The organism is Streptomyces sp. NPDC047869, from assembly GCF_040704065.1.
In the GTDB taxonomy this organism is placed as follows: Bacteria; Actinomycetota; Actinomycetes; order Streptomycetales; family Streptomycetaceae; genus Streptomyces.
Genome location: NZ_JBEYRK010000036.1, coordinates 1 through 22888 on the forward strand (window position 1 = coordinate 1; position 22888 = coordinate 22888).

Annotated in this window: 20 protein-coding genes; 5 read left to right on the plus strand and 15 right to left on the minus strand. The window is 70.3% G+C overall.

Annotated elements, in window-relative coordinates; translation table 11 throughout:
- Positions 1–107 precede the first annotated feature (107 nt).
- Positions 108–656: a cysteine hydrolase family protein gene (locus AB0924_RS32625; RefSeq protein ID WP_366913396.1), complete on the minus strand. Its 549-nt coding sequence runs from the start codon at positions 654–656 to the stop codon at positions 108–110.
- Positions 657–738: 82 nt separating this feature from the next.
- On the opposite strand from AB0924_RS32625, the gene AB0924_RS32630 reads away from it, so the two are divergent.
- Positions 739–1299, plus strand: coding sequence for a GNAT family N-acetyltransferase (locus AB0924_RS32630; protein ID WP_366913397.1), 561 nt, complete (start codon positions 739–741; stop codon positions 1297–1299).
- A gap of 15 nt (positions 1300–1314) precedes the next feature.
- On the opposite strand, the gene AB0924_RS32635 is transcribed toward AB0924_RS32630, so the two are convergent.
- The 13 genes from AB0924_RS32635 to AB0924_RS32695 all read right to left on the minus strand — a co-directional run bounded on the left by AB0924_RS32635 (position 1315) and on the right by AB0924_RS32695 (position 16216).
- Positions 1315–2415, minus strand: a complete 1101-nt coding sequence (locus tag AB0924_RS32635) for an LCP family protein (protein WP_358937217.1) — start codon at positions 2413–2415, stop codon at positions 1315–1317.
- 47 nt (positions 2416–2462) lie between these two features.
- Positions 2463–4556, minus strand: coding sequence for a bifunctional polysaccharide deacetylase/glycosyltransferase family 2 protein (locus tag AB0924_RS32640; protein WP_366913398.1), 2094 nt, complete (start codon positions 4554–4556; stop codon positions 2463–2465).
- Positions 4553–4990 (minus strand): hypothetical protein, encoded by a 438-nt coding sequence (locus AB0924_RS32645; protein ID WP_366913400.1) that lies wholly within the window; start codon positions 4988–4990, stop codon positions 4553–4555. Before AB0924_RS32645 ends, AB0924_RS32640 begins: the two co-directional genes overlap by 4 nt.
- A gap of 381 nt (positions 4991–5371) precedes the next feature.
- Entirely contained in the window at positions 5372–6928 is a 1557-nt protein-coding gene (locus AB0924_RS32650; RefSeq protein ID WP_366913401.1) for a type IV secretory system conjugative DNA transfer family protein, read from the minus strand.
- A 13-nt stretch (positions 6929–6941) separates the two neighbouring features.
- Positions 6942–8354 (minus strand): ATP-binding protein, encoded by a 1413-nt coding sequence (locus tag AB0924_RS32655; RefSeq protein ID WP_358937208.1) that lies wholly within the window; start codon positions 8352–8354, stop codon positions 6942–6944.
- Between the two features lie 14 nt (positions 8355–8368).
- Entirely contained in the window at positions 8369–9925 is a 1557-nt protein-coding gene (locus AB0924_RS32660; protein ID WP_358937206.1) for an SCO6880 family protein, read from the minus strand.
- The gene (locus AB0924_RS32665) at positions 9922–11256 is read right to left on the minus strand and encodes a hypothetical protein (RefSeq protein WP_366913402.1); all 1335 of its coding nucleotides are present in this window, start codon (positions 11254–11256) and stop codon (positions 9922–9924) included. The genes AB0924_RS32660 and AB0924_RS32665 overlap by 4 nt, the downstream gene beginning before the upstream one ends.
- Positions 11246–12064, minus strand: a complete 819-nt coding sequence (locus AB0924_RS32670; protein ID WP_366913403.1) for a hypothetical protein — start codon at positions 12062–12064, stop codon at positions 11246–11248. Before AB0924_RS32670 ends, AB0924_RS32665 begins: the two co-directional genes overlap by 11 nt.
- A gap of 168 nt (positions 12065–12232) precedes the next feature.
- Positions 12233–12541 carry a hypothetical protein gene (locus AB0924_RS32675; RefSeq protein WP_014673544.1) on the minus strand — a complete coding sequence of 103 codons (309 nt, stop codon included), beginning with the start codon at positions 12539–12541 and terminating at the stop codon, positions 12233–12235.
- A gap of 307 nt (positions 12542–12848) precedes the next feature.
- A complete protein-coding gene (locus AB0924_RS32680; RefSeq protein WP_366913404.1) occupies positions 12849–13430 on the minus strand; it encodes a S8 family serine peptidase in 582 nt (193 codons plus the stop codon).
- Between the two features lie 1316 nt (positions 13431–14746).
- Positions 14747–15094, minus strand: a complete 348-nt coding sequence (locus tag AB0924_RS32685; RefSeq protein ID WP_366913405.1) for a hypothetical protein — start codon at positions 15092–15094, stop codon at positions 14747–14749.
- Positions 15094–15615: a hypothetical protein gene (locus AB0924_RS32690; RefSeq protein WP_358937195.1), complete on the minus strand. Its 522-nt coding sequence runs from the start codon at positions 15613–15615 to the stop codon at positions 15094–15096. The genes AB0924_RS32685 and AB0924_RS32690 overlap by 1 nt, the downstream gene beginning before the upstream one ends.
- Positions 15616–15787: 172 nt before the next feature.
- Positions 15788–16216, minus strand: a complete 429-nt coding sequence (locus tag AB0924_RS32695) for a copper-binding protein (RefSeq protein ID WP_358937193.1) — start codon at positions 16214–16216, stop codon at positions 15788–15790.
- Positions 16217–16474: 258 nt separating this feature from the next.
- Between AB0924_RS32695 and AB0924_RS32700 the strand changes: the two genes are divergently transcribed.
- From AB0924_RS32700 to AB0924_RS32710, 3 genes are all read left to right on the plus strand, one after another.
- Entirely contained in the window at positions 16475–17254 is a 780-nt protein-coding gene (locus AB0924_RS32700; RefSeq protein WP_366913406.1) for a trypsin-like peptidase domain-containing protein, read from the plus strand.
- A gap of 111 nt (positions 17255–17365) precedes the next feature.
- On the plus strand, positions 17366–18367 hold the full coding sequence (locus AB0924_RS32705) for a bifunctional lytic transglycosylase/C40 family peptidase (RefSeq protein WP_358937189.1): 1002 nt from the start codon (positions 17366–17368) through the stop codon (positions 18365–18367).
- A gap of 230 nt (positions 18368–18597) precedes the next feature.
- Positions 18598–19299, plus strand: coding sequence for a phosphatase PAP2 family protein (locus AB0924_RS32710; protein ID WP_366913407.1), 702 nt, complete (start codon positions 18598–18600; stop codon positions 19297–19299).
- A gap of 577 nt (positions 19300–19876) precedes the next feature.
- Here the strand turns inward: AB0924_RS32710 and AB0924_RS32715 are convergent.
- The gene (locus AB0924_RS32715; RefSeq protein ID WP_366913408.1) at positions 19877–21436 is read right to left on the minus strand and encodes an FAD-binding oxidoreductase; all 1560 of its coding nucleotides are present in this window, start codon (positions 21434–21436) and stop codon (positions 19877–19879) included.
- Between the two features lie 323 nt (positions 21437–21759).
- Here AB0924_RS32715 and pstS point away from each other — a divergent pair, with 323 nt between their 5' ends.
- Complete coding sequence (gene pstS, locus AB0924_RS32720; protein WP_358937227.1) at positions 21760–22887, plus strand: phosphate ABC transporter substrate-binding protein PstS; 1128 nt, start codon at positions 21760–21762, stop codon at positions 22885–22887.
- Position 22888: the final 1 nt, after the last annotated feature.

Consider the following 22888-nt stretch of genomic DNA (forward strand, 5'->3'; position numbering starts at 1 on the left):
GGGGGGACCCTGTGGGAGAGTAGGACGCCGCCGAACAATTCTTGGGAAAACCCCCGCATCGAAAGATGCGGGGGTTTTCTGCGTTCCGGGTCCTTCAGGAGGCTTTTCTAGAAGGCCACCTCGGCCGTCTTCACCGTGCCGCCCTGGCGGCCGGGCGCCCTGTGATACGCCCAGTAGAGGTTGGTGTGGGCGATCACCTGCTCCGGGGCGGGAGCGCCGTACTTGGTGAGGTCCTCGGTGGTGTGGGCGTCGGCGACCAGCGTCGCGTCGTAACCACGGACGATCGCGCCGTGCAGGGTGGAGCGGATGCACGCGTCCGTCTGGGCGCCCATGACGAGCAGCCGGCCCACCTTCCGCTCCGCCAGTACTTCCTCCAGACAGGTTTCCTCGAAGGAGTCCGCGTAGGTCTTGGGGACCAGGGGCTCGGTGTCCCGGCGGACCAGCTCGGGGACGTAGGCCCAGCTCTCGCTGCCCTCCTGCAACTGTTCGTCGGAGTGCTGCACCCAGATGACCGGCACGTCCGCCGCGCGGGCCCTGCCGATCAGAGTGTCGATGTTGGCGATGACGCCGTCGCGGTCGTGGGCATCCGCCACCACGCCGTTCTGGACGTCGATGACGAGCAGTGCGGTGTTGGGTCGTTCGGGAAGCGTGGTCATGGAGCCACCGTAGAACCCGGCACCGACAGCGGGCGCCCGTATATCGGGTGAGGGCGGTGACGGGCGAAGCTACCGTGGCCCCATGAGTACCCCGACCAGCGATGTCTACGTCGTCCGTGCCATACGTCCCGAGGAGTGGGCGGCCGTGAAGCAGCTGCGTCTGGACGCGCTGCGGGACCCGGTCGCGCACATCGCCTTCCTCGAGACCTTCGATGACGCCCTGGCCCGGCCGGACTCCTTCTACCAGGAACGGGCGACCCGCTCCGGTGAAGGGTCCGACACGGCACGGCAGTTCGTCGCCGAGGCGCCCGACGGGAGCTGGGCCGGCACCGTCACCGTGCTGATCGAGCAGGCCGGGACGACGGACTGGGCCGGGTATCCGGTCGAGCGGCGGCAGGGCCATGTGGTCGGGGTGTTCGTCCGGCCGGAGCACCGGGGCAACGGGCTGATCAAGACGCTGTTCGACGCCGGTGTCTCCTGGGCCTGGCAGCAGAGTGCCGAGCGGGTACGGCTGTTCGTGCACGCGGACAACGTGCGGGCCCAGGGCGCCTACCGCAAGGCGGGGTTCGGGCCGAGCGGGCTGGTCGTGTCGTTCTCGAAGGACGAGGCCGAGCACGAGCTGGAGTTCGTGCTGGAGCGGTGACCGGCCCGCCGCGGCCTACTTGGATCCCGTTCCGGTGACCGGGCGGTCGTCGCGCAGCTCGGCGAAGAGCCGACGCGACTTCTTCCTGTCCCAGGTCACCACGTTCCCCTTGGAGGTGGGGACGCCGATGCCGGCGACCGGGACGTTCATGTGCTCGACCCGCCCGCCGGACACGTTTCGCATCGCCCGGAACAGCCGGGCCAGTGCGGGCAGGTGCATGCCGTCGTCGACGACGAGGCTGTCCAGCCCCGCCCGGGCCGCCGGATACATGGCGGTGGGGTCCAGCAGCGTGTCGCGGCGCGCCGCCCGGTGGGCGAGCGCCGAGAGGAATCTCTGCTGGTTCTGTGTGCGGTCGAGGTCGCCCCTGGCCTCCTGGTGACGCTCGCGCACGAAGGCCAGTGACTGTCTGCCGGAGAGCGTCTGGCAGCCCTTGTGGAGGTCGGCTCCCGACTTCTCGTCCTTTATGTCGCGGTCCAGGCACATCGGGACGCCTCCGACGGCGTCGACGATGTGCACGAACCCGCCGAAGCCGATCTCCGCGTAGTGGTCGATGCGCAGGCCCGTGTTGCGCTCGATGGTGCTGACGAGCAGCTCGGGGCCGCCGTAGGAGAAGGCGGCGTTCAGCTTGTCGCGTGCCGTGCGCAGGGTCTTTCCGGTCGAGGGGTCCAGCCGGCCGGGCAGCGCGACCCACGAGTCGCGGGGCAGGCTCACCATGGTCGCGCCGTGCGCGCCTGTGTGCAGGATCATCATCGAGTCCGTCCGTCGGCCGCCGCCACCGCCGGCGTGCAGGTTCTCCACCTCCTCGGACGACAGCCCGTCACGGTTGTCGGAGCCCACGACGAGGTAGTTGGTGCCCCTGCCCGGCGGCGGGCGGTGTCCGTAGGCGTTCAGGTCGACGTCACGGTTCAGTTCGGCCTCCGCCCACCCGTAGGTGCCGCCGACCGCGGTGACGACGGTGACGAGCAGGGCCAGCAGACAGCGCCGGAGTTTGCGCCGTTTCCTCTTCGTCTGACGGGCGTGGGCGCGCCGTGGGGCGTAGCGGGAGCTGGGCCGCCCGGAGAACCGGGTGATCGTGTCGGTGCCGTGCCCGCCCTGCCGGGCCGGTGGGGTCGTCATGCTCGGACTCCCGTGTTCCGGCCCGGTGGGCTTCCCGGTGTTCACCGTCATGCCGACGCCACCCCCTCCCGCGAGGGCCGTCCCGCGGCCGGTTCCTGGAGGAGCGGGTCCGCGGTGCCGGAGCGGTGCATGCTGTGCCACTTCAGGCGGGTGCCGAGGAGCGCCGTGATCACGGACTGGACGACCACCAGGTACATCAGCTGCCGGTAGACGAAGAGCTGGAGCGGCAGCACCCACAGGGTGCGCAGCCGCTCCCGGTCCAGTCGCAGCGCGTACGCGGCGGTGACCATCTGGACGGCGAGGAAGCCGAGCCAGATCGCGACGGACTGGACGAGCCCGCGGAAGAGGACCCCGTACAGCGCGTAGAGGTCCATCACCGGTGCGCACAGCGGGGCGCGGATCTGGAACACCATGAGGTAGGAAAGGGCGCGGCGGCTGAAGCGGCCGGCGGGGCCGATCTCCGTGAGCGAGTGGCGGTGCTTCCACATCGACTGCAGCGTGCCGTAGCACCAGCGGTAGCGCTGCCGCCACAACTGGCGCAGGGTGCTGGGCACTTCGGTCCAGGCGACCGCCGACTCCTCGTAGACGACGCGCCAGCCGGCCCGCCAGAGCGCCATCGTGAGGTCGGTGTCCTCGGCCAGGGTCTCGTCGCTGACGCCGCCGATGCCCATGAGCGCGTCCCTGCGGAAGGCGCCGATCGCGCCGGGGACGGTCGCCATGCACTCGAGGACGTCGAAGGTGCGCCGGTCGAGGTTGAAGCCGTTGACGTACTCCAGGTGCTGGAACTTGCCCAGCAGGTGACGTCGGTTGCCGACCTTGGTGTTGCCGCTGACCGCCCCGACGGACGGGTGGGCGAGCGGCTGGACCAGCCGGGACAGCGACTCCGGTTCGAAGATGGTGTCGGCGTCCACCATCACGACGATGTCGTGGCGGGCGTGGGCCAGGCCGGTGTTGAGCGCCTGCGGCTTGCCGCTGTTCGGCTGCCGGATCGCTCGTACCCGGGGGTCGGCGATGGCCTCGGCGATGCGGGCGGTGGAGTCCGTCGAGCCGTCGTCGACCACGATGATCTCCAGCTGGCGATGGGTGGAGGCGAGCAGGGAGTAGACGGTGGAGGCGATGCCCGCCTCCTCGTTGTAGGCGGGCACCAGGACCGTCACCGGGGCGGCGACCGGGCGCAGGCGGGGGGTGCCGGAGCGGAAGGTGTGCACACGGCGCTTGTGGACGCGGGCGAAGACGCTGAGCAGCAGCAGCCTGAGGACACCGAGCGAGCCGGCGACGGCGAGGGTCCATGCCATCACGGTGGTGAGGACGTGCCCGATCCGCACCGACCAGATGAGGCCCTCGCCCTTGACGCGCTGGGCCGCGGGGACCCGGGACACGAAGGAGGGGCGTCCGAGTCCGCCGCTGACGGTGGTGAACCTCGTGACCCTGTGGTCCCGCAGCAGCGCCCGCGCCTCGTGGTAGCCGAGGTCGGTGTGGCTGTACCGGGTGATCACCCCTTGCGACGGCTTGCGGGCCGGGTGGTCGGAGGCGACCACGAGGTAGCCCTGGGTCTCCGCGCGCCGCGCCGCTTGCCACTCGGGGCCGCAGAGGGTGTCCGCGGCGGTCGTCTGCGGCAGCCGCAGCAGGCTGGTGTGGATGCCGGCGGCACCGGCGAGCGCGGTCTGGGTGAGGGCCAGTTCGGCGCGGGCGCGGAACGGCGAGGCGGTTCCGAGGTCGCCGCCGGTGTACGTGTACGAGCCGACCTCGTGGCCCTCACGGACGATCCGCCGCAGGAGGGCGGGGTGGCGGACGACGTCGTTGCCGTGGACGAAGAAGGTCGCCCGTGCGTGGTGTCTGCGCAGCAGGTCGAGCAGGCGTGGCGTCCACACCGGGTCCGGGCCGCCCTCGAAGGTGAGGGCGGCGGTGCCCGGCGGCATGCCGGAGGTCTCGACGCCGGACGGGCCGAAGCGGAGCACCGGTTTCCCGTCGTCGGCCGCGCGCGGTATGGGCCGTGTGCAGGGCTGTTTGGCTCGTGCGGAGTCGACCTGGTGGGTGGTCCAGCCTTCGCAGACGAGGGTGACGGCGACGACCGTCAGGGAGAGCAGGAGCAGCAGCCAGTGTCCGCGTGGTGGCCGTCGTACGTCGGCGTGCGGGCTCACCGGGGGGTGCCTCCGCCCTCCGCCCGGAGCCGGGGCGCGCGTCTCTGCGCGACGTCGTGGTGGCCGGGGTCCGGCGTGTGGGACGGACGGTGCGCGCGGGCGGGGCCGCCGGTGGGTCCGGGGGTGCCGTGGCCGCCGGGTCCGGGTACGTGGGTACGGGGCGGAGCCGAGCCCATCGGTTCCATGAGCCCGCCGACCAGCGTGCCGACGAACAGCAGATAGCCGGAGCAGGCCAGTCCCACGCTCAGGGACACGAGTTGCATCAGCCTGCGGCGCCGCCCGGACTGGTCGATGAACACGGGGCGCCTGCGGGCCTCGGGCGGCTGTGCCTCGGGACGCTGCGCGGGGTGGGTGCCGGATGCGTGGTGGTACTGCCAGCCCGGAGTCGTCCGGACCTTGATCGTCGGCGCCGTCGAATACGGCGGCCGCCTCATGAGCGCGCCTTGCCGTTGCGGACGCGCGGGCGTCCGTCGTCGGCAGGCGCCGGGGGCGCCAGGCGCCCGTCGTTCGATGTGCCGGCTATGTGGGGGGTGCCCTGCACGGGTTGCTCCTGATCTGTCGCCGCGCGGACACGCGGCTGTTGTGGTGGGGGGACGGACCCGGGGGTCCGCTGTGGTGCGCCGCGTGAGGCACCGGTACGCGTACCTGCCGCCAACTCGTGGGGGAGTCAGAGGACTTGAGGGTGCGGCGACCGGCAAATCACACGGCTTCCGACCCTACTCGCCAGAAAACTTTCGGGGCACCCCCCTCTGATCGGGTGGCATATCCCACAGCCGCCGGGAGACGGCGCTCCGAAGCCCGTCCCGGGACGACGGTCAGGCCGGCAGTTCCTCGTGCGGCCAGCGGGCCCTGGCCTGTTCGCGGGAGCGGAGCAGGGCGAGGGTGGGCATGCCCTGGGCGGCTCCGGTGGCGAGCAGATCGGGGAGCTGAGGGAGGGGGGCCACGGCCGCGATGTCGTCGAGGACCAGGGTCAGTGGTGGGTCGAGCCGACCGGAGGATGACCGTTCGGCCATGCGCCGGCCGCGCTCGACCACGCTCGAGACGAGGGCCGTCAGGAGGGGCATCGCACCCGGGTGGGTCCTGGGGTCCTCGATGGATTCACCGACCACATAAAGCGTGCCCCCTTCGTGGACAAAGGAATCCAAGGCGAGGCCATCGGTTCGGTTTGGGGTGCAGGCTTCGCGGATGTTGACGGTGGAGAGGGCGGACAGCGCCCTGCTGATCAACTCCTGTGCCACATCACGGCGTTCGGGATGCGCGGTGAGGGCGGCCTCGAGCTCGCCCGCGGCGCCGGGGGCGGCCTTGGGGTGGGTGCGGAGGGTGCGTACGGCGTCCTGGACCTGGGTGCCCTGGGCCCAGCGGTGGACATGGCGGACGGTGCGGGACTCGAGGGCGGCGGCGTGCAGATAGCTGCGCAGCAGCGTGGTGGCGGTGTCGGCCACGGCCTGGTCGAGTCTGGCGGTCGGCCGGACGGGGGCGAGGAGGCCCTTGGCCCTGTTCAGCGCCGTTTCCTTGTCCTCGCAGCCGCTGGTGGGGGACCAGTGGAGGCGGGCCGGGGTGTCGCAGAGGTGGGCGGGGTCGTAGAGGTGGGCGGGGCCCAGTTTGGTCCTGGCGTCCTTGGTCTCCGCCCAGAGTGCGGGGTTCGAGCTGACCACCAGGGCCGGGCCCGGGGCGTCGGCCACGGCCTGGACGGCGTTGGTGTGCCGGGTCGCCGGCGGGCCGTAGCGCACCCCGCCCGCGGTTCCGGGCGCCTCCGGGCCTGCCGTCGGAGCACCGCCGCCCATGAGGTGTTCCACAGGCTGTGGAGCCGGCTCCGTCTGGGGCACCGGGACCACCTCGTGCCGCTGCTCCGGCACCGCCTCGTGGACGGGAACGACGGCGGGAACGGCGGGAACGGTCGTCGGGGCGGGAGTGGCCGTTGGGGCGGGAACGGTCGTCGGGGCGGGAGCGGGTGCCGTGGCCTCCGCCGGGCCCCGGGCCGCCGTGCCCCGCTCGGAGGCGCGCCGTGCCCTCTCCGCCCGCCATCTCGCCACCGTGCCCATCACGAACAGGGTGAGGACGAGCAGGATCATGAGCTGCCCGATGAACAGGCCCCAGAACAGGCCCCAGCCGGAGAGCTGAGCGGCGGGGGTGTCCGGCCAGGCGCCGGGCAGGTCGTGCGGCTCGCCGATGAGGTGGCGCATGGCCAGGGCCGTGCGGGTGAACGTCACGCCGTCCGGCCAGGCGCCGTGGGCGAACAGGGCCGCCAGACCGGTGGCCGTCCACACCAGCACGGTCATGCCGAGGAGGAAGGCGAGTATGCCGATCAGCAGCCCGTCGGGGATTCCGCCCTGACCCTCGCGGCGGGCGTCACGGCGATCGTCCGGTCTCACTCCTTGCCTCCCCCTACGCCACCGTCGATTCCGAGTCGCCCAGGTGCTGCTCCACGAAGGCCGCCGCACGCTGCTCGGCCTCCAGTTCGGCGGCGCGCAGGGCGTCGTCGGCCGCCCGGTCGCTGGAGGACTCGGTCATCGCGCGGTCGGTGAAGACCAGCGGGCGTTCGGTCTCCGTGACGAGGTGTTTGACCACCTGGACGTTGCCGTTGACGTCCCAGACGGCGATGCCCGGGGTGAGGGAGGGGATGATCTCGACCGCCCAGCGCGGCAGGCCGAGGACCCGGCCCGTCGCTCTCGCCTCGTCGGCCTTCTGGGCGTAGATGGTCCTGGTCGACGCCATCTTCAGGATCGCCGCCGCCTCCTTCGCCGCCGCGCCGTCCACCACGTCGGACAGGTGGTGGACGACCGCCACGAAGGACAGGCCGAGCCGGCGCCCGAACTTCAGCAGCCGCTGGAAGAGCTGCGCGACGAACGGGCTGTTGATGATGTGCCAGGCCTCTTCCACGAGGAAGATGCGCTTCTTGCGGTCGGGGCGGATCCAGGTGTGCTCCAGCCACACGCCGACGATCGCCATCAGGATCGGCATGGCGATGGAGTTGCGGTCGATGTGGGACAGGTCGAACACGATCAGCGGGGCGTCCAGGTCGATGCCGACGGTGGTCGGGCCGTCGAACATGCCGCGCAGGTCACCGTCGACCAGCCGGTCCAGGACCAGGGCGACGTCCAGGCCCCACGCCCGTACATCGTCTATGGCGACGTTCATCGCCTCCGCGGACTCCGGTTCCGGGTGACGCAGTTGCTCAACGATGTCGGTGAGGACCGGCTGGCGGTCGACGATGGACTCGTTGACGTAGGAGTGGGCGACCTTGAGGGCGAAGCCGGAGCGCTCGTCCAGGCCGTGCCCCATCGCGACCTCGATGATGGTGCGCAGCAGCGCGAGCTGGCCCGTCGTGGTGATCGAGGGGTCCAGGGGGTTCAGCCGGATGCCGTGGTTCAGGGCGGCGGTCGGGTCCAGGCGGATGGGAGTTATGCCCAGCTCCTCCGCGATCAGGTTCCATTCGCCGACGCCGTCCTCGCCCTGGGCGTCCAGGACGACGACCTGGCGGTCCTTGAAGCGGAGCTGCCTGAGGACGTACGTCTTCTCCAGGGCCGACTTGCCGTTGCCGGACTCGCCGAGCACCAGCCAGTGGGGGGCCGGCAGCTGCTGGCCGTAGAGCTGGAAGGGGTCGTAGATGTAGCCCTTCCCGGAGTACACCTCGCGGCCGATGATGACGCCCGAATCGCCGAGGCCGGGCGCGGCGGTGGGCAGGTAGACCGCCTGGGCCTGGCCCGTGGAGGTGCGCACCGGCAGCCGGGTCGTCTCGACCTTTCCGAACAGGAAGGACGTGAAGGCATCCGTGAGGACGGACAGCGGGTCCCGCATCAGCGCATCAGCCCCTACCTTCGAATGCCGGTGGCGAAGGGAAGTGTGTTCACGAAGGCCCGGTGGTGCTCGCGGTCGCACCACTCCAGCTTCAGGTACGACTTTCCCGCGGAGGCCCTTATGGTCCGTTTGTCGCGGTTGAGGGCCTCGGGGGACCGGGCGGAGACGGTGATGTAGCCGACCAGGTTGACTCCGGCCGCGCCGCTGGCGAGGTCTTCTCCTCGCTGGTCCAGGCGGTTGTGGGCGGCGATGTCGCGCGGGTCGACGGTGCGGTTCATCTTGGCGGCGCGGGAGGCCTCGGCCTCGTCGTTGGTCTTCTCGGTCAGCATGCGTTCGATGGCCACCTCGGTGGGCTCGAGATCCATCGTCACGGCGACCGTCCGGATGACGTCCGGGGTGTGGACCAGCAGGGGCGCGAGGAAGTTGACGCCGACGGGGGTCATCGGCCACTCCTTCACCCAGGCGGTGGCGTGGCACCAGGGGGCGCGGGTGGCGGACTCGCGGGTCTTGGCCTGGAGGTAGGTGGGCTCCATGGCGTCCAGTTCGGCCGGCCAGGCGTTGCGCTGGGTCATCGCCTGGATGTGGTCGATGGGGTGGTCCGGGTCGTACATGGAGTGGATGAGGGAGGCGAGTCTGCCCTGCCCGAGGGGCTGGCGGACGCGGATGTCGGCCTCCTGCAGCCGGGAGCAGATGTCGGTCAGCTCGCGGGCCATGACCACGGCGAGCCCGGCGTCCCGGTCGACCTTGCCGCCGTGCGCGCGGACGGCCCGGGCCATGGCGTGCGCCTCGGCGGCCAGTTCGCGGCCGTAGTGCATGCAGGCGACGAGGTAGGCGCGGTGCTGCTCGCTGCTGGTGGACACCATGGACTGGAGCTGGTCGTAGGACCGGGACAGCCAGTCGGGTGCCTTGTCGTCGCCGCGCAGCGTGACGTCCTTGGCGTGGGCGTCGGGGTCGGCGGGCAGGGTGCGGGCGAGCATCTGCAGCCGGGTGACGAAGCCGTCGCCGTTGGCGACGTGCTTGAGCAGCGTGCCGAAGCGGTCGACGAGGGCCTCCTGGTCCTCGGAGTCGCGCAGGCCGACGCCGGGGCCCTCGATCTCGATCGCGGCGGTGACGGTCTTGCGGTCGGCGTGCAGCAGCACGGCGATCTCGTCGGGCCCGAACGGCGCGGCGAGCCAGGTGATCCGCCCGATGCCGGGCGGCGGCCCGACCTCGACCTCCCGCCCGTCCAGCCGGATGCCGGCCTCGACCACACCGGAGCGGTAGGTGGTGCCGCGCTTGACGGTGCGCTTGTACGAGCGGTTGATCTCGAACCACTTGTAGAACGTGCGGCGCTTGTACGGCACGTAGACCGCGGCGAGCGCGAGCAGCGGGAAGCCCGTCAGCAGCACGATCCGCAGGGACAGGACGGGAACGAGCAGGCCGCACATCATGCCGAGGAACGCGCCGGCGACGATCAGCGCGATCTCGCCGGACTCGCGGTTCCGGCCGATGATCGCGTTCGGCCGGGCGCGGCCGATCAGATACGTACGGCGGGGCGTGACCGGATGGGACATGTGGGACTCGGTCGTCAACGCCCGTCACCTCCTGAGCGGTTGCTGCTGCTGTTGCGTGTGTTGCCGGCGTGCGGGGTGTTGACCGGGCTGGGCGCGCGCGGTGCGGGCGCGGTGGAGGGGACTGCTCCGCCGCCGCCCTGCGCGGTACGGGTGCTGTGCGCGGCGACGCCGCCGGAGACGGGGTTGGCGGGGCGGGCGCCGCCGGATCCGCCGCCCGAGCCGTTGTTGTCGGCGCGGGCGCTGTGCGTCTTGATGCCCTGGGCGACCATGGTGGCCGGGGAGCTGATCACCGCGGCGGCCTTGCCCTCGGCGCCCTGCATGATGCGGTTGCTGCGGGAGCCGGCGATCTCGTCGCCGAAGCCGGGGACGAAGCGGTAGATCATCGCGCTGGCGAAGATGGCGAGCAGGATGATGGCGAGGCCGGAGACGACGGCGGAGAAGGCGTCGGGGCCGTTGTCGCCGGCCAGCGCGCCGGCCAGGCCGAGCACGATGACGATGACGGGCTTGACCAGGATGACGGCGATCATGATCCCGGCCCAGCGCCGCACGTGGCCCCACAGGTTCTTGTCGACCAGGCCGGCGTAGACGACGGTGCCGAGCAGGGCGCCGACGTAGAGCAGGGCGGCGCGGATGACCAGCTCGAGCCAGAGGATGCCGGCGGCGAGGATGCTGACCAGGGAGACGACGATCAGCATGATCGGTCCGCCGCCGATGTCGTCGCCCTTGTCGAGCGCGCCGGAGAAGGTGCCGAAGAACGTGTCGGTCTGGTCGCCGGTCGCCTTGGCGAGGACGTCCGTGACGCCGTCGGCCGCGGAGACGACGGTGTAAAGGATCAGCGGGGTGAAGGCGGAGGCCAGCACCGTCAGCCACAGGAAGCCGACGGCCTCCGAGATGGCGGTGGTCAGCGGCACGCCGCGCACGGCCCGCTTGGCGACGGCCAGCAGCCACAGCAGCAGCGTGAGGATCGTGGAGGCCGCGAAGACCACGGCGTACTGCTGCAGGAACTTGGTGTTCGTGAAGTCGACGTTCGCGGTCTCCTTCACGGCGTCACTGAGCTTGCCGATGGTCCACGACGCGGCGTCCGCACAGCCCTTGCCGAGAGAGGAGAGGGGGTCGAGGGTGGAGGTGAGGGGGTTGTCGGGGGTGGTGAGGCCCTTTTTGGAGCTGCCGCCGTCCTTCTCGCAGAACTGTTTGGCGGCGCCGTGGATCAAGTCGCAGGCGTCGTCGCTCTTCGTCGGCGAGGGCGACGGTGAGGGCGCGGCGAAGGCATGGGTCGCCATGAGGACCGCTGCCGTCTGCACGGCCGTGACGGCGGCGGCCAAGGTGAGTACGCGGCGGTTAGCGGGCATAGGTGAACCCTCCGTACTCGTCGACGGCCTTCGAGATGTCTTCCGAGCTGGAGGCCTTGTCGTCGCCGGGGACGGGCGCCGGGCCCTCCTGCTGGGAGTGCTTGATGATCTTCCAGTCGTCGGCGGCCCACTCGAGCTTCATCGTGATGGTGAACCAGCTGTTGGTGACCGGGTTGGTGGACTTGTCGCCCGCGAGGCCGAGAAGCCCGCTGCACCAGATCTCGACCGTGGCGGCGTCACCGGTTGCCTCGGTGACCTTCGTGCCGATCGGGCTCGTACGCGAGACGAACGTGTAGCCCTTCGGCGCCGTGCCGTCCGCGTACAGACCGAGACTCTGACTGAAGCCGGGCGTGTAGGCCTTGTCCATCGCGGCCTTCGAACTCGCGACCGTGGAGGGGGTCATGATGGCCTGGAGGATGGAGTCGCGCTCGTTCTTGTTGAACATCTCCGCCGACCCCAACGCCACCGCGTAGTTGGCTGCAGCGCTCTGCGCCCCCTGCTCCGTGTGGGCGAAGCCCGAGGCGATGCCGGCGGACTTGGTGTCGACCGGCTTGGTGCCGCTCGCCGCCGTGGACGCGGCCTTCGGACGGTCTTCCTTGTCGGCGGAGCCGTCCGTCGAGGAACCGTCTCCCCGGTTCGCGAAGGCGATCGCCGCGATGAGGAGGACCACCACGCCGACGACCGTGATCAGGCCCCGGGAGGAGGAGCGGCCCGTTCTGCGGGGCGCGCCGCCGTAGGGGTCGCCGCCGGGCAGGCGGGTACGGGTCTGGCCCGTCTCGGTGTAACCCTGCTCGTCTCCGGGACTCATGCCGGGTAGGCCCCCTCCACGTCGTAGACATACGACGGTAGCCGTGCTGGTTCCCGCGCGGGCGCGGTGTGGTGACTCGACATCAGGGAAACGCAACCTCAGCCGGTGGGCACGACGGGTGGGTGGGGTGGAGGGGACGGCCGGGCCGGCCCGGCGGTGGAGGGGGCGTCAGACCGCCATGCCGTACACGATCGTGAACAGTGTGCCGAGCGAGCCGATGATGAACACCCCGGTGAGGCCCGCGATGATGAGGCCCTTGCCCTGTTCCGCGCTGAAGGTGTCCCGCAGGGCTGTCGCGCCGATCCGCTGTTTGGCCGCTCCCCAGACCGCGATGCCCAGGCAGAGCAGAATGGCCACGGCCATGACCACCTCGATCATCACCTTGGCCTCGTTGCCCAGGCTGCCGAAGGGGCCCCAGTCCGGAGCGATCCCGCCGATGATGGTGTTGATGTCTCCCTTGTCGGCCGCAAAGAGCATGTAAGTCACCGCCCCTGGTGGGTAGTTCCGCAAGCCCCCTGCGGTGTGCAGAGGTCAGGTCCATTCTCGCCGACAACGCCGCGGTCGTATGTCGACTTGACGTCATTGACTGGAGGGTTTCGTACGAATGAGCCGTATGGTCACTCTGTGTATCACGGCAGGTCACGCCGGGCAACGACGCCGGAGCGGAACCTGTCGTGTGGTTCCGTCGTTGACCCCTTCTACGACCCCGCACGGTTCCTGACGGCTGGTCGGGTGAGGCGTCGATACGATGTTCTCACGGGTGGCATACGGCAGTCCGGGTGACTCACGTGAGCTTGACGCCGGGCAGCAGGCTGTCCCGAACCGGCTGGGCTGCCGGCCCCCTGCCGAATCCAGTGTTGATGACCTCCGCACCTTGGTCGGTGGCGTATCGGATCGCCGTCGCCATCGCCCTGGCGAAGACTTCGTCCGCCACGGCCGGATCGATCTTCTCGACGCGCGGGAGGCGAACAGGGAGGACTTTTGCGCCAGGTGCGAGGCCAAATGCTCCGTGTCCTCCAGCGCGGGTTCCGGTGCCTGCGATGAAGCCGGCCATCCTGGTGCCGTGGCCGTCGTAATCGGTGCGCTCGTCACCGCGCTCGGTGGTTGCCATGTCCTTACCGGGCAGGACCCGGCCCACGAGGTCGGGATGGTCGGAGTTGACGCCGGTGTCGATGACCGCGACCGTGACACCCTTGCCGGTACTGGTTCGCCACATCTGCTCAGCCTTCATGGCATCCAAAAACCACTGCTGGTCGCGGACCGATTCGGAGTGCGCGGGCGCGGCTGCGGTGCCCGCCAGAATCAGCCCCATGGCGGCGGAGAGCACGGCTCGGCGGGCGTACAGTCGGCGACGGCTGCTGAACATACGGGTACGATCCGCTTTCTGCGAGGAGTCAGTCGACGGTAGGCGGCACGATACGGCGTCGGTCCGGAAGCCACGTCTCCTCGTCCTCGGTGAGGTATCCCGGACGTACGGCGTCGCGTTCCTCATTGCGGCGCCGCGGCGAGGACGACGTCGGAACGCCTCCGGTGTTCGTGCGAGCCTTGCCGCTGCGCTCGGCCGAGGCGGAGCCACCCGCGATCCCGTCAGGGGATAGTGCGGCACCGCCCGGAACAGCCCGTTCCCCGGTTGCCGTTCGGGCCGCACGCCGCGCGGGCAGAGCGCCCATGACACCTCGACTCTGAGCGGGCGTGCCCTGCCCCGACGGGGCCCGCCCACGCCCCGTCACAGTCTGCCCCGGGCCCGACTCGGAAGTAGAGCCAGATCGGCCACCAGTCTGCGTCCCGCGCAGAGTCCGTTCACCAGGCCGGCTCCCGGGCGTGATCCGGCTGCCAGGTGTGGTCCCGCCCGCCGCCTCACCGCCTACGACCGTGCCGCGATACGGGGTCGCCCTGCCCACCTGCGTCTGCGAGGGACGGCCGCCATGGATCCCATTGGAACCATCAGAGGTGTGCCCGTACGGCGTCGATGCCGAAGTACGTCCGGCAACGGGTGACGTTCGGCCCTCACTATGCCCGGGCGTACCCGTACCCGTAGCCGGGCGCCCGGTTCCCGGCCCGAGCGGCCGTGTCGTGCCCGCAGCATGGCCCTGGCCCGCATGGGCCGAAGGCGCGGCGGGCAGCCGCGTCCCCGATCCGGTGCCTGTACGCCGCGTGGCTCCACTGGTCAGGGGCGGCACAGCAACGGTCGGGGTGCTGGGACCGCTGGACACCGGCCCGGGGGCGGGCGACGTGATGTCTGTCGAGGGGGCATGCGTACGCGTGTCCGGTGCCGTCGCGGCAGAGTCGATGCCCGTGTGCGGAGCATCGGCCGGGTCCACATACGGCGCACGGCCTGCCGATACCTCGCCACCGTGGCCCGGCGCCGTGCTCTGCGCCGTGTGGATCGCCGCGCCAGTGGACCCAGTCCCAGTGTGGCCCGAAGCAACTGCACTGGACGCTACACCGGAAGATCTCGAGCCGGTGGTGGGAACCGGGAAGGCCTTGTCTCTCTCGGAGCCGACGTTCTTGGAGCCTTTCGGCACGATCGCGTCCGGCGGCGGCGGGACCTTCGGCGGCTTCATCCCAGTCAGCCGCTCGGCCGACTGCTGGTACGCCTGCCCCAGCTTCGTCATCTCGTCGGCCGCCTGCTGGCGCACCGCTTCCTTCCGCGCGGTGGCCTTGGCCAGGATCCCGGCCGCATCAGGGTCGTTCGGTGTCGCCTTCGCCGCGTCGATGTCGGCCTGAGCGCCACCGTCGTTCCGTGGAATCGACGACTTGGTGCGGGCGATCGCATCCGCAGCATGGGTGGTCGGCGATCCGCAACGCGGCATTGGCCAGGTCCCCTCCCCAGGCGCGGAAGGAGTCGGCGCCCCGGCCCCTCCATTCCACGTACTGGGGCCTGGTCTTGAGCTCGGTGGCGATCTTCTCGATCACATCGGCCGCTGCGAGTAGCTTCTCTGCGCCTGCCTGCACGATGGCGGGGTTGACCTTGTCGAGCCAGTCCAGCATCTCCTCATGGGACATGTCGGCGAACGGGTCGTTCCCCATCAGATGTCTCCTGCGATCTCGCCGCCCGATTCCTCCGCCGTCGGTGTGCTGCTCAGATCGCCGTGCGTGCCGCCCGCCTTCTCGTTGGGCAGGTAGGTCACATATTGACCGCCGAAGCTCTTCTTCGTCTCAGCGGTGATGGCATGCAGCCGGTCCCGCACGTCGGCGTCCACGTTCTCGTAACCCTTGTTCGAAGCGAGCACCGCAATCCCCATGCCCTCGATCGAGTCGGACAACAGCTTGGACAGTTTCTCCAGCTCGCCAATCACCTTTTCGTGGGCGGTGTCCAGCGCGTCGGCCGAACGCCAGGCGCCTGCACCACCACCGAAATGACACCGGGCGGGCTGGTCCGTGCCGACGTGATGGGAACTGGCCGGCGACGACTTCAAGTCACGGACCAGTTCGTCTATCCGCTCCTGGAACTTGGTGAACGACGTCAGCTCCGCCATCACGTCCGCGGCGGCATCCTTGGCAGCCTCGAAAACGCCCGACGCCCACGAACCCGCGTTCCCCGCAGTCACCACGTCCTCCCTGACCCATCAGGCCCAGCTCACCGCTCGCCGCTGTTCGATGTCACCGCCGGCACTGCCGGACAACTCCGTAAACCGTAATAAGGGCTGACTCTCAAATGCTTGAGTACGCATACTCAAGCCGCGCACAAGCAGGAAGAATGGCGCGAAGCCACTGCCCGGGTCAGCCGACCTCGATGTGCTGGTCCATCCCGAGTTGCTTGTGGCCGTCGACCGGGCAGTACAGGTCGTACGTGCCCTTCTTGAGGTGCACCGTCAGCGTGCCCTCCTGGCCGCTGCGGAGGTTCCCGGTCCTGGCGTCCTCCACGCCGGGGCCGTCGATCGACAGGGCGTGCGTGATCCTGCCGTGGTTGTCGGAGACGAAGGTGTAGGTGCCCGGTGCGAACGACGACCGGGACAGCTTCAGCGCGTACTCGGTCTCGGTGACCGTCACCCGGGTTCCCGGGGTGGCTCCGGTCGCTGAGTGGCTCGCCGTCGGGCCGCTCGCCCGGCCGCCGGCCCCGCCGGAGCAGGCGGCGAGGAGGAGCGCGGCCGCGCACGCCGCCGCCGTGGCGCCGAGTGGCGTGAGGGTCCTGTGTGCCGTGGGTGTCATCCGGCTCATCCCCTTCCGGGTGAAAGGCCGTCCATCCGTCCATGGCTGTATACGGGCGAGTGCGCGTCAGGGTTTGCCGCGGCCGGCGTTCCCCCGCGGGTGCGGGAATGGTCACCTGGTGTGACGGCTCGGGAGGCGGGAGTGGCGGCGGGACAGTACGGTGGATGCGATCGTGTGGCCTGTCCGGGAGGTTCCGCGGGAAGAGTTTCGGTGTGGTCGGGACGGCTTTCACAGCTCGTGGCGGAGAGTGGGGGCCTGATGAAGCGCAGCTCTCGCACCGCCCGTGCCCGGTTCACCTCGCGGCCCGCGCTCCTCGGTGCCGTGGTGCTGCTCGCGCTGACCTCCGCCTCCGTCGCGGCCGCCGACGACGGGCCCGGGCCGCTCGGTGTCACGGCCGAGGCCGCCGGGACGGCGCGGACGGCTCGGGTGGGCGCGCTCTTCGGGGCCGACCGGACCGGCGCACCGGCGGGCGGGCACTTCTGCACCGCCTCGGTCGTGCACAGCCCGCAGCGCGATCTGATCGTCACGGCGGCCCACTGCGTGGACGGCGCCGACGGCGACTTGGTGTTCGTGCCGGGGTACCGGGACGGGAAGGCGCCGTACGGGGTGTGGAGGGTGGGGAAGCGGTTCGTCCCGGACGGGTGGGCGAAGGGGCAGGACGAGGACAGCGACGTGGCCCTGGCGCGCCTGGACGCGCTCGACGGCAGGAAGGTCGAGGACGTGGTCGGGGCCGGCCGGTTCCGGGCCGGGGTGGCCACCGGTGCCACCGCCGTGACGCTGACCGGCTATCCCGACTCCCGTGAGGCGCCCGTCAGCTGCACCAACAGGCCGGGCCGGCAGAGCCGCACCCAGCAGCGCATCGACTGCCCCGACTTCCCGGGCGGCACCAGCGGCAGCCCGTGGACCGACGGCGACGGTCAGGTCGTCGGGGTGCTCGGCGGGTACGAGAAGGGCGGGAGCACGGCCGACGTCTCGTACAGCGTGGTGCTGCGCGGGCAGGCCACGGAGCTGTACCGCGAGGCGACGACGGCATCTTGAGGGCTTGTCAGCCTCCGTTCCCACCCGGCGTTCTCGCCGTTCCCCTGTGAAATGGCGCCACTTCGGGCCGATGATGACTGGAACCGGTCCGACATGGGGGAGAGTTGCACCGTGCGTAAGGTATGGGTGCTCGGTGGTGCGGCGGTCGGGCTCGGCATGGGCTTCGTCATGCTGCTCGTCGTCGGGGTGTACGTGGTCGCCGGAAACCTCGTCAACAACGTCGCCACGGGCAGCCGCGGACTCGCCAAGGGCGCCGTACCGGCCGCCTACAAGCAACTCGTGCAGCAGTGGGGCAACCTGTGCCCCGCGCTGAGCCCCGCGCTGCTGGCCGCCCAGCTCTACCAGGAGAGCGGCTGGAATCCGACCGTCGTCAGCCCGGCGGACGCGCGCGGCATCGCCCAGTTCATCCCGAGCACCTGGGCGACCCACGGCATCGACGGCAACGGCGACGGCAAGCGCGACATCTGGGACCCGAATGACGCGATTCCGTCGGCCGCGTCGTACGACTGCGAACTCGCCAAGTACGTCAAGGACGTTCCCGGGAACGTCTCCGACAACATGCTCGCCGCCTACAACGCGGGCGCCTACCGCGTCATAAGGTCGGGCGGGGTACCGGCCATCAGCGAGACGCAGAACTACGTCAAGCGGATCCGCAGCCTGGAGGAGAGCTTCGCCGCGCCGGTCGCCCGGCTCGACCCGAGCCGGCAGGCCGCGGGTGCCATCGCCTTCGCCCAGAGCAAGCTCGGCACGCCCTATCTCTGGGGTGGCAACGGCACCGCCGACCAGGGAGGACGCTTCGACTGCTCGGGTCTGACCAAGGCCGCGTACGAGAAGGTCGGCATCACCCTGCCCCGGGTCGCCAACGACCAGTACAACGCCGGTCCGCACCCCTCGCGGGACGAGCTGATGCCGGGCGATCTGGTCTTCTTCTCCGACGACCTCACCGACTCGCGGGCCATCCGGCACGTGGGTGTCTACGTCGGCGGCGGGTACATGATCGACGCGCCGAGGACGGGGGCCGTGATCCGGTTCGACCCGATCGACACCCCCGACTACTTCGGTGCCACCCGGGTGACCGAAGATGGCGCAAAAGCACTCCCCACGAACATCTGAACCGAGCGTGAACCTGCCCCCTGAGCTGCGGAGATGAGTCTCTCTTCGATAACGTCTGCGTGATCATTCGGTGGAGAGTGGAACGTTCTGATGGGGGCCGTGCGTTCCTGTTGACGTAGCCGAGCGGACGTCAGTACGGCAGTGCGGCGGATGCGGATCTACGAACCACGGGGAGCCGGAGCGACGCACACGAGGTGCGTCCGGGACTACGACGAAGGGGCCACAGCACCATGGCTGTACTCGCCGAATCCGGATCGAACCCCGACGTCGAGCTGCTGTACGACATCAATGGCCTGGCCAAGGACGCGCCGCACTGGTTCGACCGGGCCATGGAGTTCGTGGGTGAGTACGGGCTGCTGGTGGCCATGGTGCTGCTCGTGCTGTGGTGCTGGTGGTCCGTGCGGCGACGGGGCGGCGAGGAGGCGGCCTCCTCCGTCTCGGCGCTGGTGTGGGCCCCGTTGGCGGCCGGCATCGCGGTGCTGGTGAACGTGCCGATACGGGGGTTCGTCGAGCGGCCGCGGCCCTTCGTGGACCATCGGGGGCTGGACGTCCTCGTCTCCGGGAAGACGGACTTCTCCTTCGTCAGCGACCACGCGACGATCACCATGGCGCTCGGGGTCGGACTGTTCGTGGCCAACCGCCGCTTCGGCCTGGCCGGCATCGGGCTGGCGCTACTGGAGGGGTTCTGCCGGGTCTACATGGGCGTGCACTACCCGACGGACGTCGTCGGCGGATTCGCGCTGGGCACGGCGGTCGCGCTGCTGCTGTCACCCCTGGCCATGGCGCTGCTGACGCCGCTGATGAAGGCGGTCGAGCGGTCACCGCGGGCGGGTTGGATCGTACGGAGCCGGTCCGCGGGGGAGCAGCGCAATGCCCTGCTTCCCGGTTCCCGCGACTCGCTGAAGTCCCAGGAACGGGATCTCGCGGCGTGACGGGTACCGCGCGCCGCCGGTCGCCCGCCGGCGCTCCGGGCATAGTCCCTGGCACTCCCTGCTAAGGCGTTCCGTGGTGCGCCCGGCGACGATGGGTTGCCGGACCAGCACCACCGGACGAACCTGGGGGAACCAGATGAGCAAACGGCACGCCCTGCCCGTAGCGGCTGCCCTCGCGGCGGCGGTCCTGACGCTGACGTCGACCAGTCAGGCTGCACGTGGGAGCCGGAGCGGGGAAGCGCGATCTGCAGGCACTCCGGATCGGACGCGCGGATCAGGTGTGGTGTCCGCAGGGTGCAGAACGACGAGTACGACATGGCCGAGACCTGCGCCCGGCCCAGCGGCATCGTCTTGAACCAGCCGTCGAAGGTGTCGATGTCCAACAGCCGGAAGGCCGTGGGCATCACCGCGCGACGAGTGACCTCGGCCCACGCGGCAAGGCCATCCCGCGCGGGAAGGTCCTCGCTGTCGAAGACCTTCTCCACGATCCCCTTCAGGCCGCCGGTCCCGAGCCGGCCGTCCCGCACAGTCTTCCCGTCCGGATGCTCCCACGCGGCCGGCGACGGTACGCGGTCCCCTACAGCCCCTGCGCGTAGGTGAAGAAGCGGTCCGGGTCGTACTGCTTCTTCACCATGCTCAGCCGTGTCGCCGCGTCCCCGTAGTAGGCCTTGCGCCAGTTCTTCAAGGTGGGGTCCGTGTAGTTCTGGTAGGCCGCGCCGGAGGCGTGGGGCGCCATGGCCTGGTGAGCCGACGTCAGCCACGACTGCGCCGTACCGCCGGAGGCGCCCGCGCCCCAGGAGGCGATGTACTGCGCCAGCATCCGGGAGCGGCGGTGGACGAAGGCCGTCGCCGTGGGGGAGACCCGGTTGACCGCGCCGCCGAGCGCGGTGAACGCGATGCTGCCCGCGCCGCCGCGGACGGAGCCGATCTGCCTGAGCAGGGTCTGGATGCCCGCGGCGGACAGCGAGCGGTCGAAGAAGTCGGAGCGGGCCGCGTAGGTCTCGCGGCCCAGCCTGCCCCGGGAGGAGCGGCCCGGGGTGGAGCCGGGCAGGTGGCACTGGGCGTCGGAGGAGAAGGAGGAGCAGCCGGCGTAGATCTCCATGGCCTCCTCGTAGCCCCGGCGGCGCAGCGAGACGGAGGAGGCGTTCGCGCCGGCCTTGTGGGCCAGGCGGTCCACTGCGTTCTGCAGCTCGCCGTAGGTGCCGAGGGAGAAGCAGGCCACCGAGACGGTGGGGGTGCGGCCCGGTGAGCAGGCCAGGTGCAGGGAGGACCAGATCTCGTCCGGCTGGGTGGGGCCCCACTCCTGCCAGGCCTTGACGACCGCGGCCGCCTTGGACCAGGGCCACGTCATGTACGCCGTCACCGCCTGCGGCGCCGGATGGGTCCTGAAGTGCAGTTCGGTGACGACGCCGAAGTTGCCGTTGCCCGCGCCGCGCAGCGCCCAGAACAGGTCGGAGTGGTTGTGCGCGTCGGCCGTGACCTGGGTGCCGTCGGCGGTGACGAGCGTCGCCCGGGTGAGGCTGTCGCAGGTCAGGCCGTAGGCACGGGAGGCGACTCCGTGGCCGCCGCCGAGGACCAGGCCGGTGACGCCGACGGTGGGGCAGGAACCGGCGGGTATGGTCACGCCCTTCGCCGCCAGCCCGCGGTAGACGTCGATCAGTTTGGAGCCGGCGCCGACCACCGCCTGCCCGCCGCTCACCCGGATCCGGTTCAGCCGGGAGACGTCGAGGACGAGCCGGTTGTCGCCGGAGGAGTAGCCCGCGTAGGAGTGGCCGCCGTTGCGTATCGACACGCGTATGCCGTGCGCCCTGGCGTACGCCAGCGTCGTACGGATGTCGGTGGTGTGGGCGACGTAGGCCACGGCGGCGGGTTTCAGGCCGTCGAAGCGGGTGTTGTAGAGCTGGTGGGCCGTCGTCCAGCTCGCGTCCCCGGGGCGCACCAGGGTGCCGTCCAGGTCGCGGGCGAGGGCCGCCCAGTTCGCGGCGGCGGCCTGGCTGGTGGTCTTCAGTGCCGTACCGGACGATGAGTAGGACCGCGCCGAGGACCGCGCGGAGGGGTCCGTACCGGAGCTGCAGCCGGCCAGCGCGGTGGTGGCCAGCGCGGCCGTGCCGCCCGTGATGAACGTACGCCGTTCCATTTCCGTCGCCCTTCCTCGGCTCTCCTGGAACGAGACGACGCCATGCGCACACGGGTTCCCGTCGCACGAGGGAGAACATCGAGAGTGTGTCCGCGGGAGAGGGATGCCGGTACCTCCACGTGTTCTCCCCGTGAGCATTCCGTGACCTCACCGGGCCGACGGCAGGGGTTCACCCCTCGTTCACTTCCGGCCATCGGCGGCTTCACCTGTTCTGCCTAATTTCGGCCTTACGCGGTGCTCCGGGCGGCCATGAACGCGCTCACGCACCTTCGATGTCTTCGCACGCCGCCGACTGCGGCGGCTCCTGGAAGGAACTCCCGAAAGTGAAGCTTCAGCGCAAGAACCGGCTCCGCGCCCTCTCGCTCGGTGCTGTCGCCGTCTCCGGCGCCCTGGCCCTGACGGCGTGCGGCTCCGACGACACGGGCAAGAAGACGACGGACGGCTCTTCGTCGTCGACCAGCGCCAGCTCCATCAAGTGCGACGGCGCCAAGGGCCAGCTCCTCGCCGACGGCTCCTCCGCGCAGAAGAACGCGATCGACGCCTGGGTGAAGAACTTCTCGCAGGCCTGCGGCGTGCAGATCAACTACAAGGGCGGCGGTTCGGGCGCCGGTGTCACCGCGTTCACGCAGGGCCAGGTCGCCTTCGCGGGCTCCGACTCCGCGCTGAAGCCGGAAGAGGTCACCGCCTCCAAGAAGGTCTGCTCCGGCGGCCAGGGCATCGACCTCCCGATGGTCGGCGGCCCGATCGCCGTCGGCTTCAACGTCCCGGGTGTGGACAACCTGGTCCTGGACGCGCCGACCCTCGCCAAGATCTTCGACAGCAAGATCACCAACTGGAACGACGCGGCGATCAAGAAGCTGAACCCGTCGGCGAAGCTTCCCGACCTCAAGATCCAGCCGTTCCACCGCTCGGACGAGTCCGGCACCACGGACAACTTCACCAAGTACCTGATCGCCACCACCCCGGGTAACTGGAAGTACTCCGGCGGCAAGGCCTGGCAGGCCAAGGGCGGCCAGTCCGCTCCGCAGTCCGCGGGCGTGGCCCAGCAGGTGAAGCAGACCTCCGGCGCCATCGGCTACTTCGAGCTGTCCTACGTCTCGGACGGCATCAAGCCCGTCTCCATCGACACGGGCGCCAGCAAGCCGGTCGCCCCCAGCACCGAGAGCGCCACCGCCGACATCGCGGCCGCCAAGGTCGTCGGCACCGGCAAGGACCTGTCGCTGCAGCTCGACTACAAGACCAAGGCCGAGGGCGCGTACCCGATCACCCTGGTCACCTACGAGATCGTCTGCGACAAGGGCAACAAGGCGGACAGCCTGCCCGCCACCAAGGCCTTCCTGCGCTACATCGCCAGCGAGGACGGCCAGAAGATCCTCTCGGGCATCGACTACGCGCCCGTCCCCGACGAGATCATCGCCAAGGTCCGCACCACCATCGAGGGCCTGAACTGAC

Excerpts from the sequence above, each read along its gene's own strand:
- AB0924_RS32680 (WP_366913404.1), bottom strand. The coding sequence starts at position 13,430 with ATGTTCAGCAGCCGTCGCCGACTGTACGCCCGCCGAGCCGTGCTCTCC.
- AB0924_RS32715 (WP_366913408.1), bottom strand. The coding sequence starts at position 21,436 with ATGGAACGGCGTACGTTCATCACGGGCGGCACGGCCGCGCTGGCCACC.
- AB0924_RS32655 (WP_358937208.1), bottom strand. The coding sequence starts at position 8,354 with ATGCGGGACCCGCTGTCCGTCCTCACGGATGCCTTCACGTCCTTCCTG.
- AB0924_RS32645 (WP_366913400.1), bottom strand. The coding sequence starts at position 4,990 with ATGAGGCGGCCGCCGTATTCGACGGCGCCGACGATCAAGGTCCGGACG.
- AB0924_RS32710 (WP_366913407.1), top strand. The coding sequence starts at position 18,598 with ATGGCTGTACTCGCCGAATCCGGATCGAACCCCGACGTCGAGCTGCTG.
- AB0924_RS32695 (WP_358937193.1), bottom strand. The coding sequence starts at position 16,216 with ATGACACCCACGGCACACAGGACCCTCACGCCACTCGGCGCCACGGCG.
- AB0924_RS32700 (WP_366913406.1), top strand. The coding sequence starts at position 16,475 with ATGAAGCGCAGCTCTCGCACCGCCCGTGCCCGGTTCACCTCGCGGCCC.
- AB0924_RS32665 (WP_366913402.1), bottom strand. The coding sequence starts at position 11,256 with ATGCCCGCTAACCGCCGCGTACTCACCTTGGCCGCCGCCGTCACGGCC.
- AB0924_RS32685 (WP_366913405.1), bottom strand. The coding sequence starts at position 15,094 with ATGGGGAACGACCCGTTCGCCGACATGTCCCATGAGGAGATGCTGGAC.
- AB0924_RS32635 (WP_358937217.1), bottom strand. The coding sequence starts at position 2,415 with ATGACGACCCCACCGGCCCGGCAGGGCGGGCACGGCACCGACACGATC.
- AB0924_RS32670 (WP_366913403.1), bottom strand. The coding sequence starts at position 12,064 with ATGAGTCCCGGAGACGAGCAGGGTTACACCGAGACGGGCCAGACCCGT.
- AB0924_RS32675 (WP_014673544.1), bottom strand. The coding sequence starts at position 12,541 with ATGCTCTTTGCGGCCGACAAGGGAGACATCAACACCATCATCGGCGGG.
- AB0924_RS32630 (WP_366913397.1), top strand. The coding sequence starts at position 739 with ATGAGTACCCCGACCAGCGATGTCTACGTCGTCCGTGCCATACGTCCC.
- AB0924_RS32625 (WP_366913396.1), bottom strand. The coding sequence starts at position 656 with ATGACCACGCTTCCCGAACGACCCAACACCGCACTGCTCGTCATCGAC.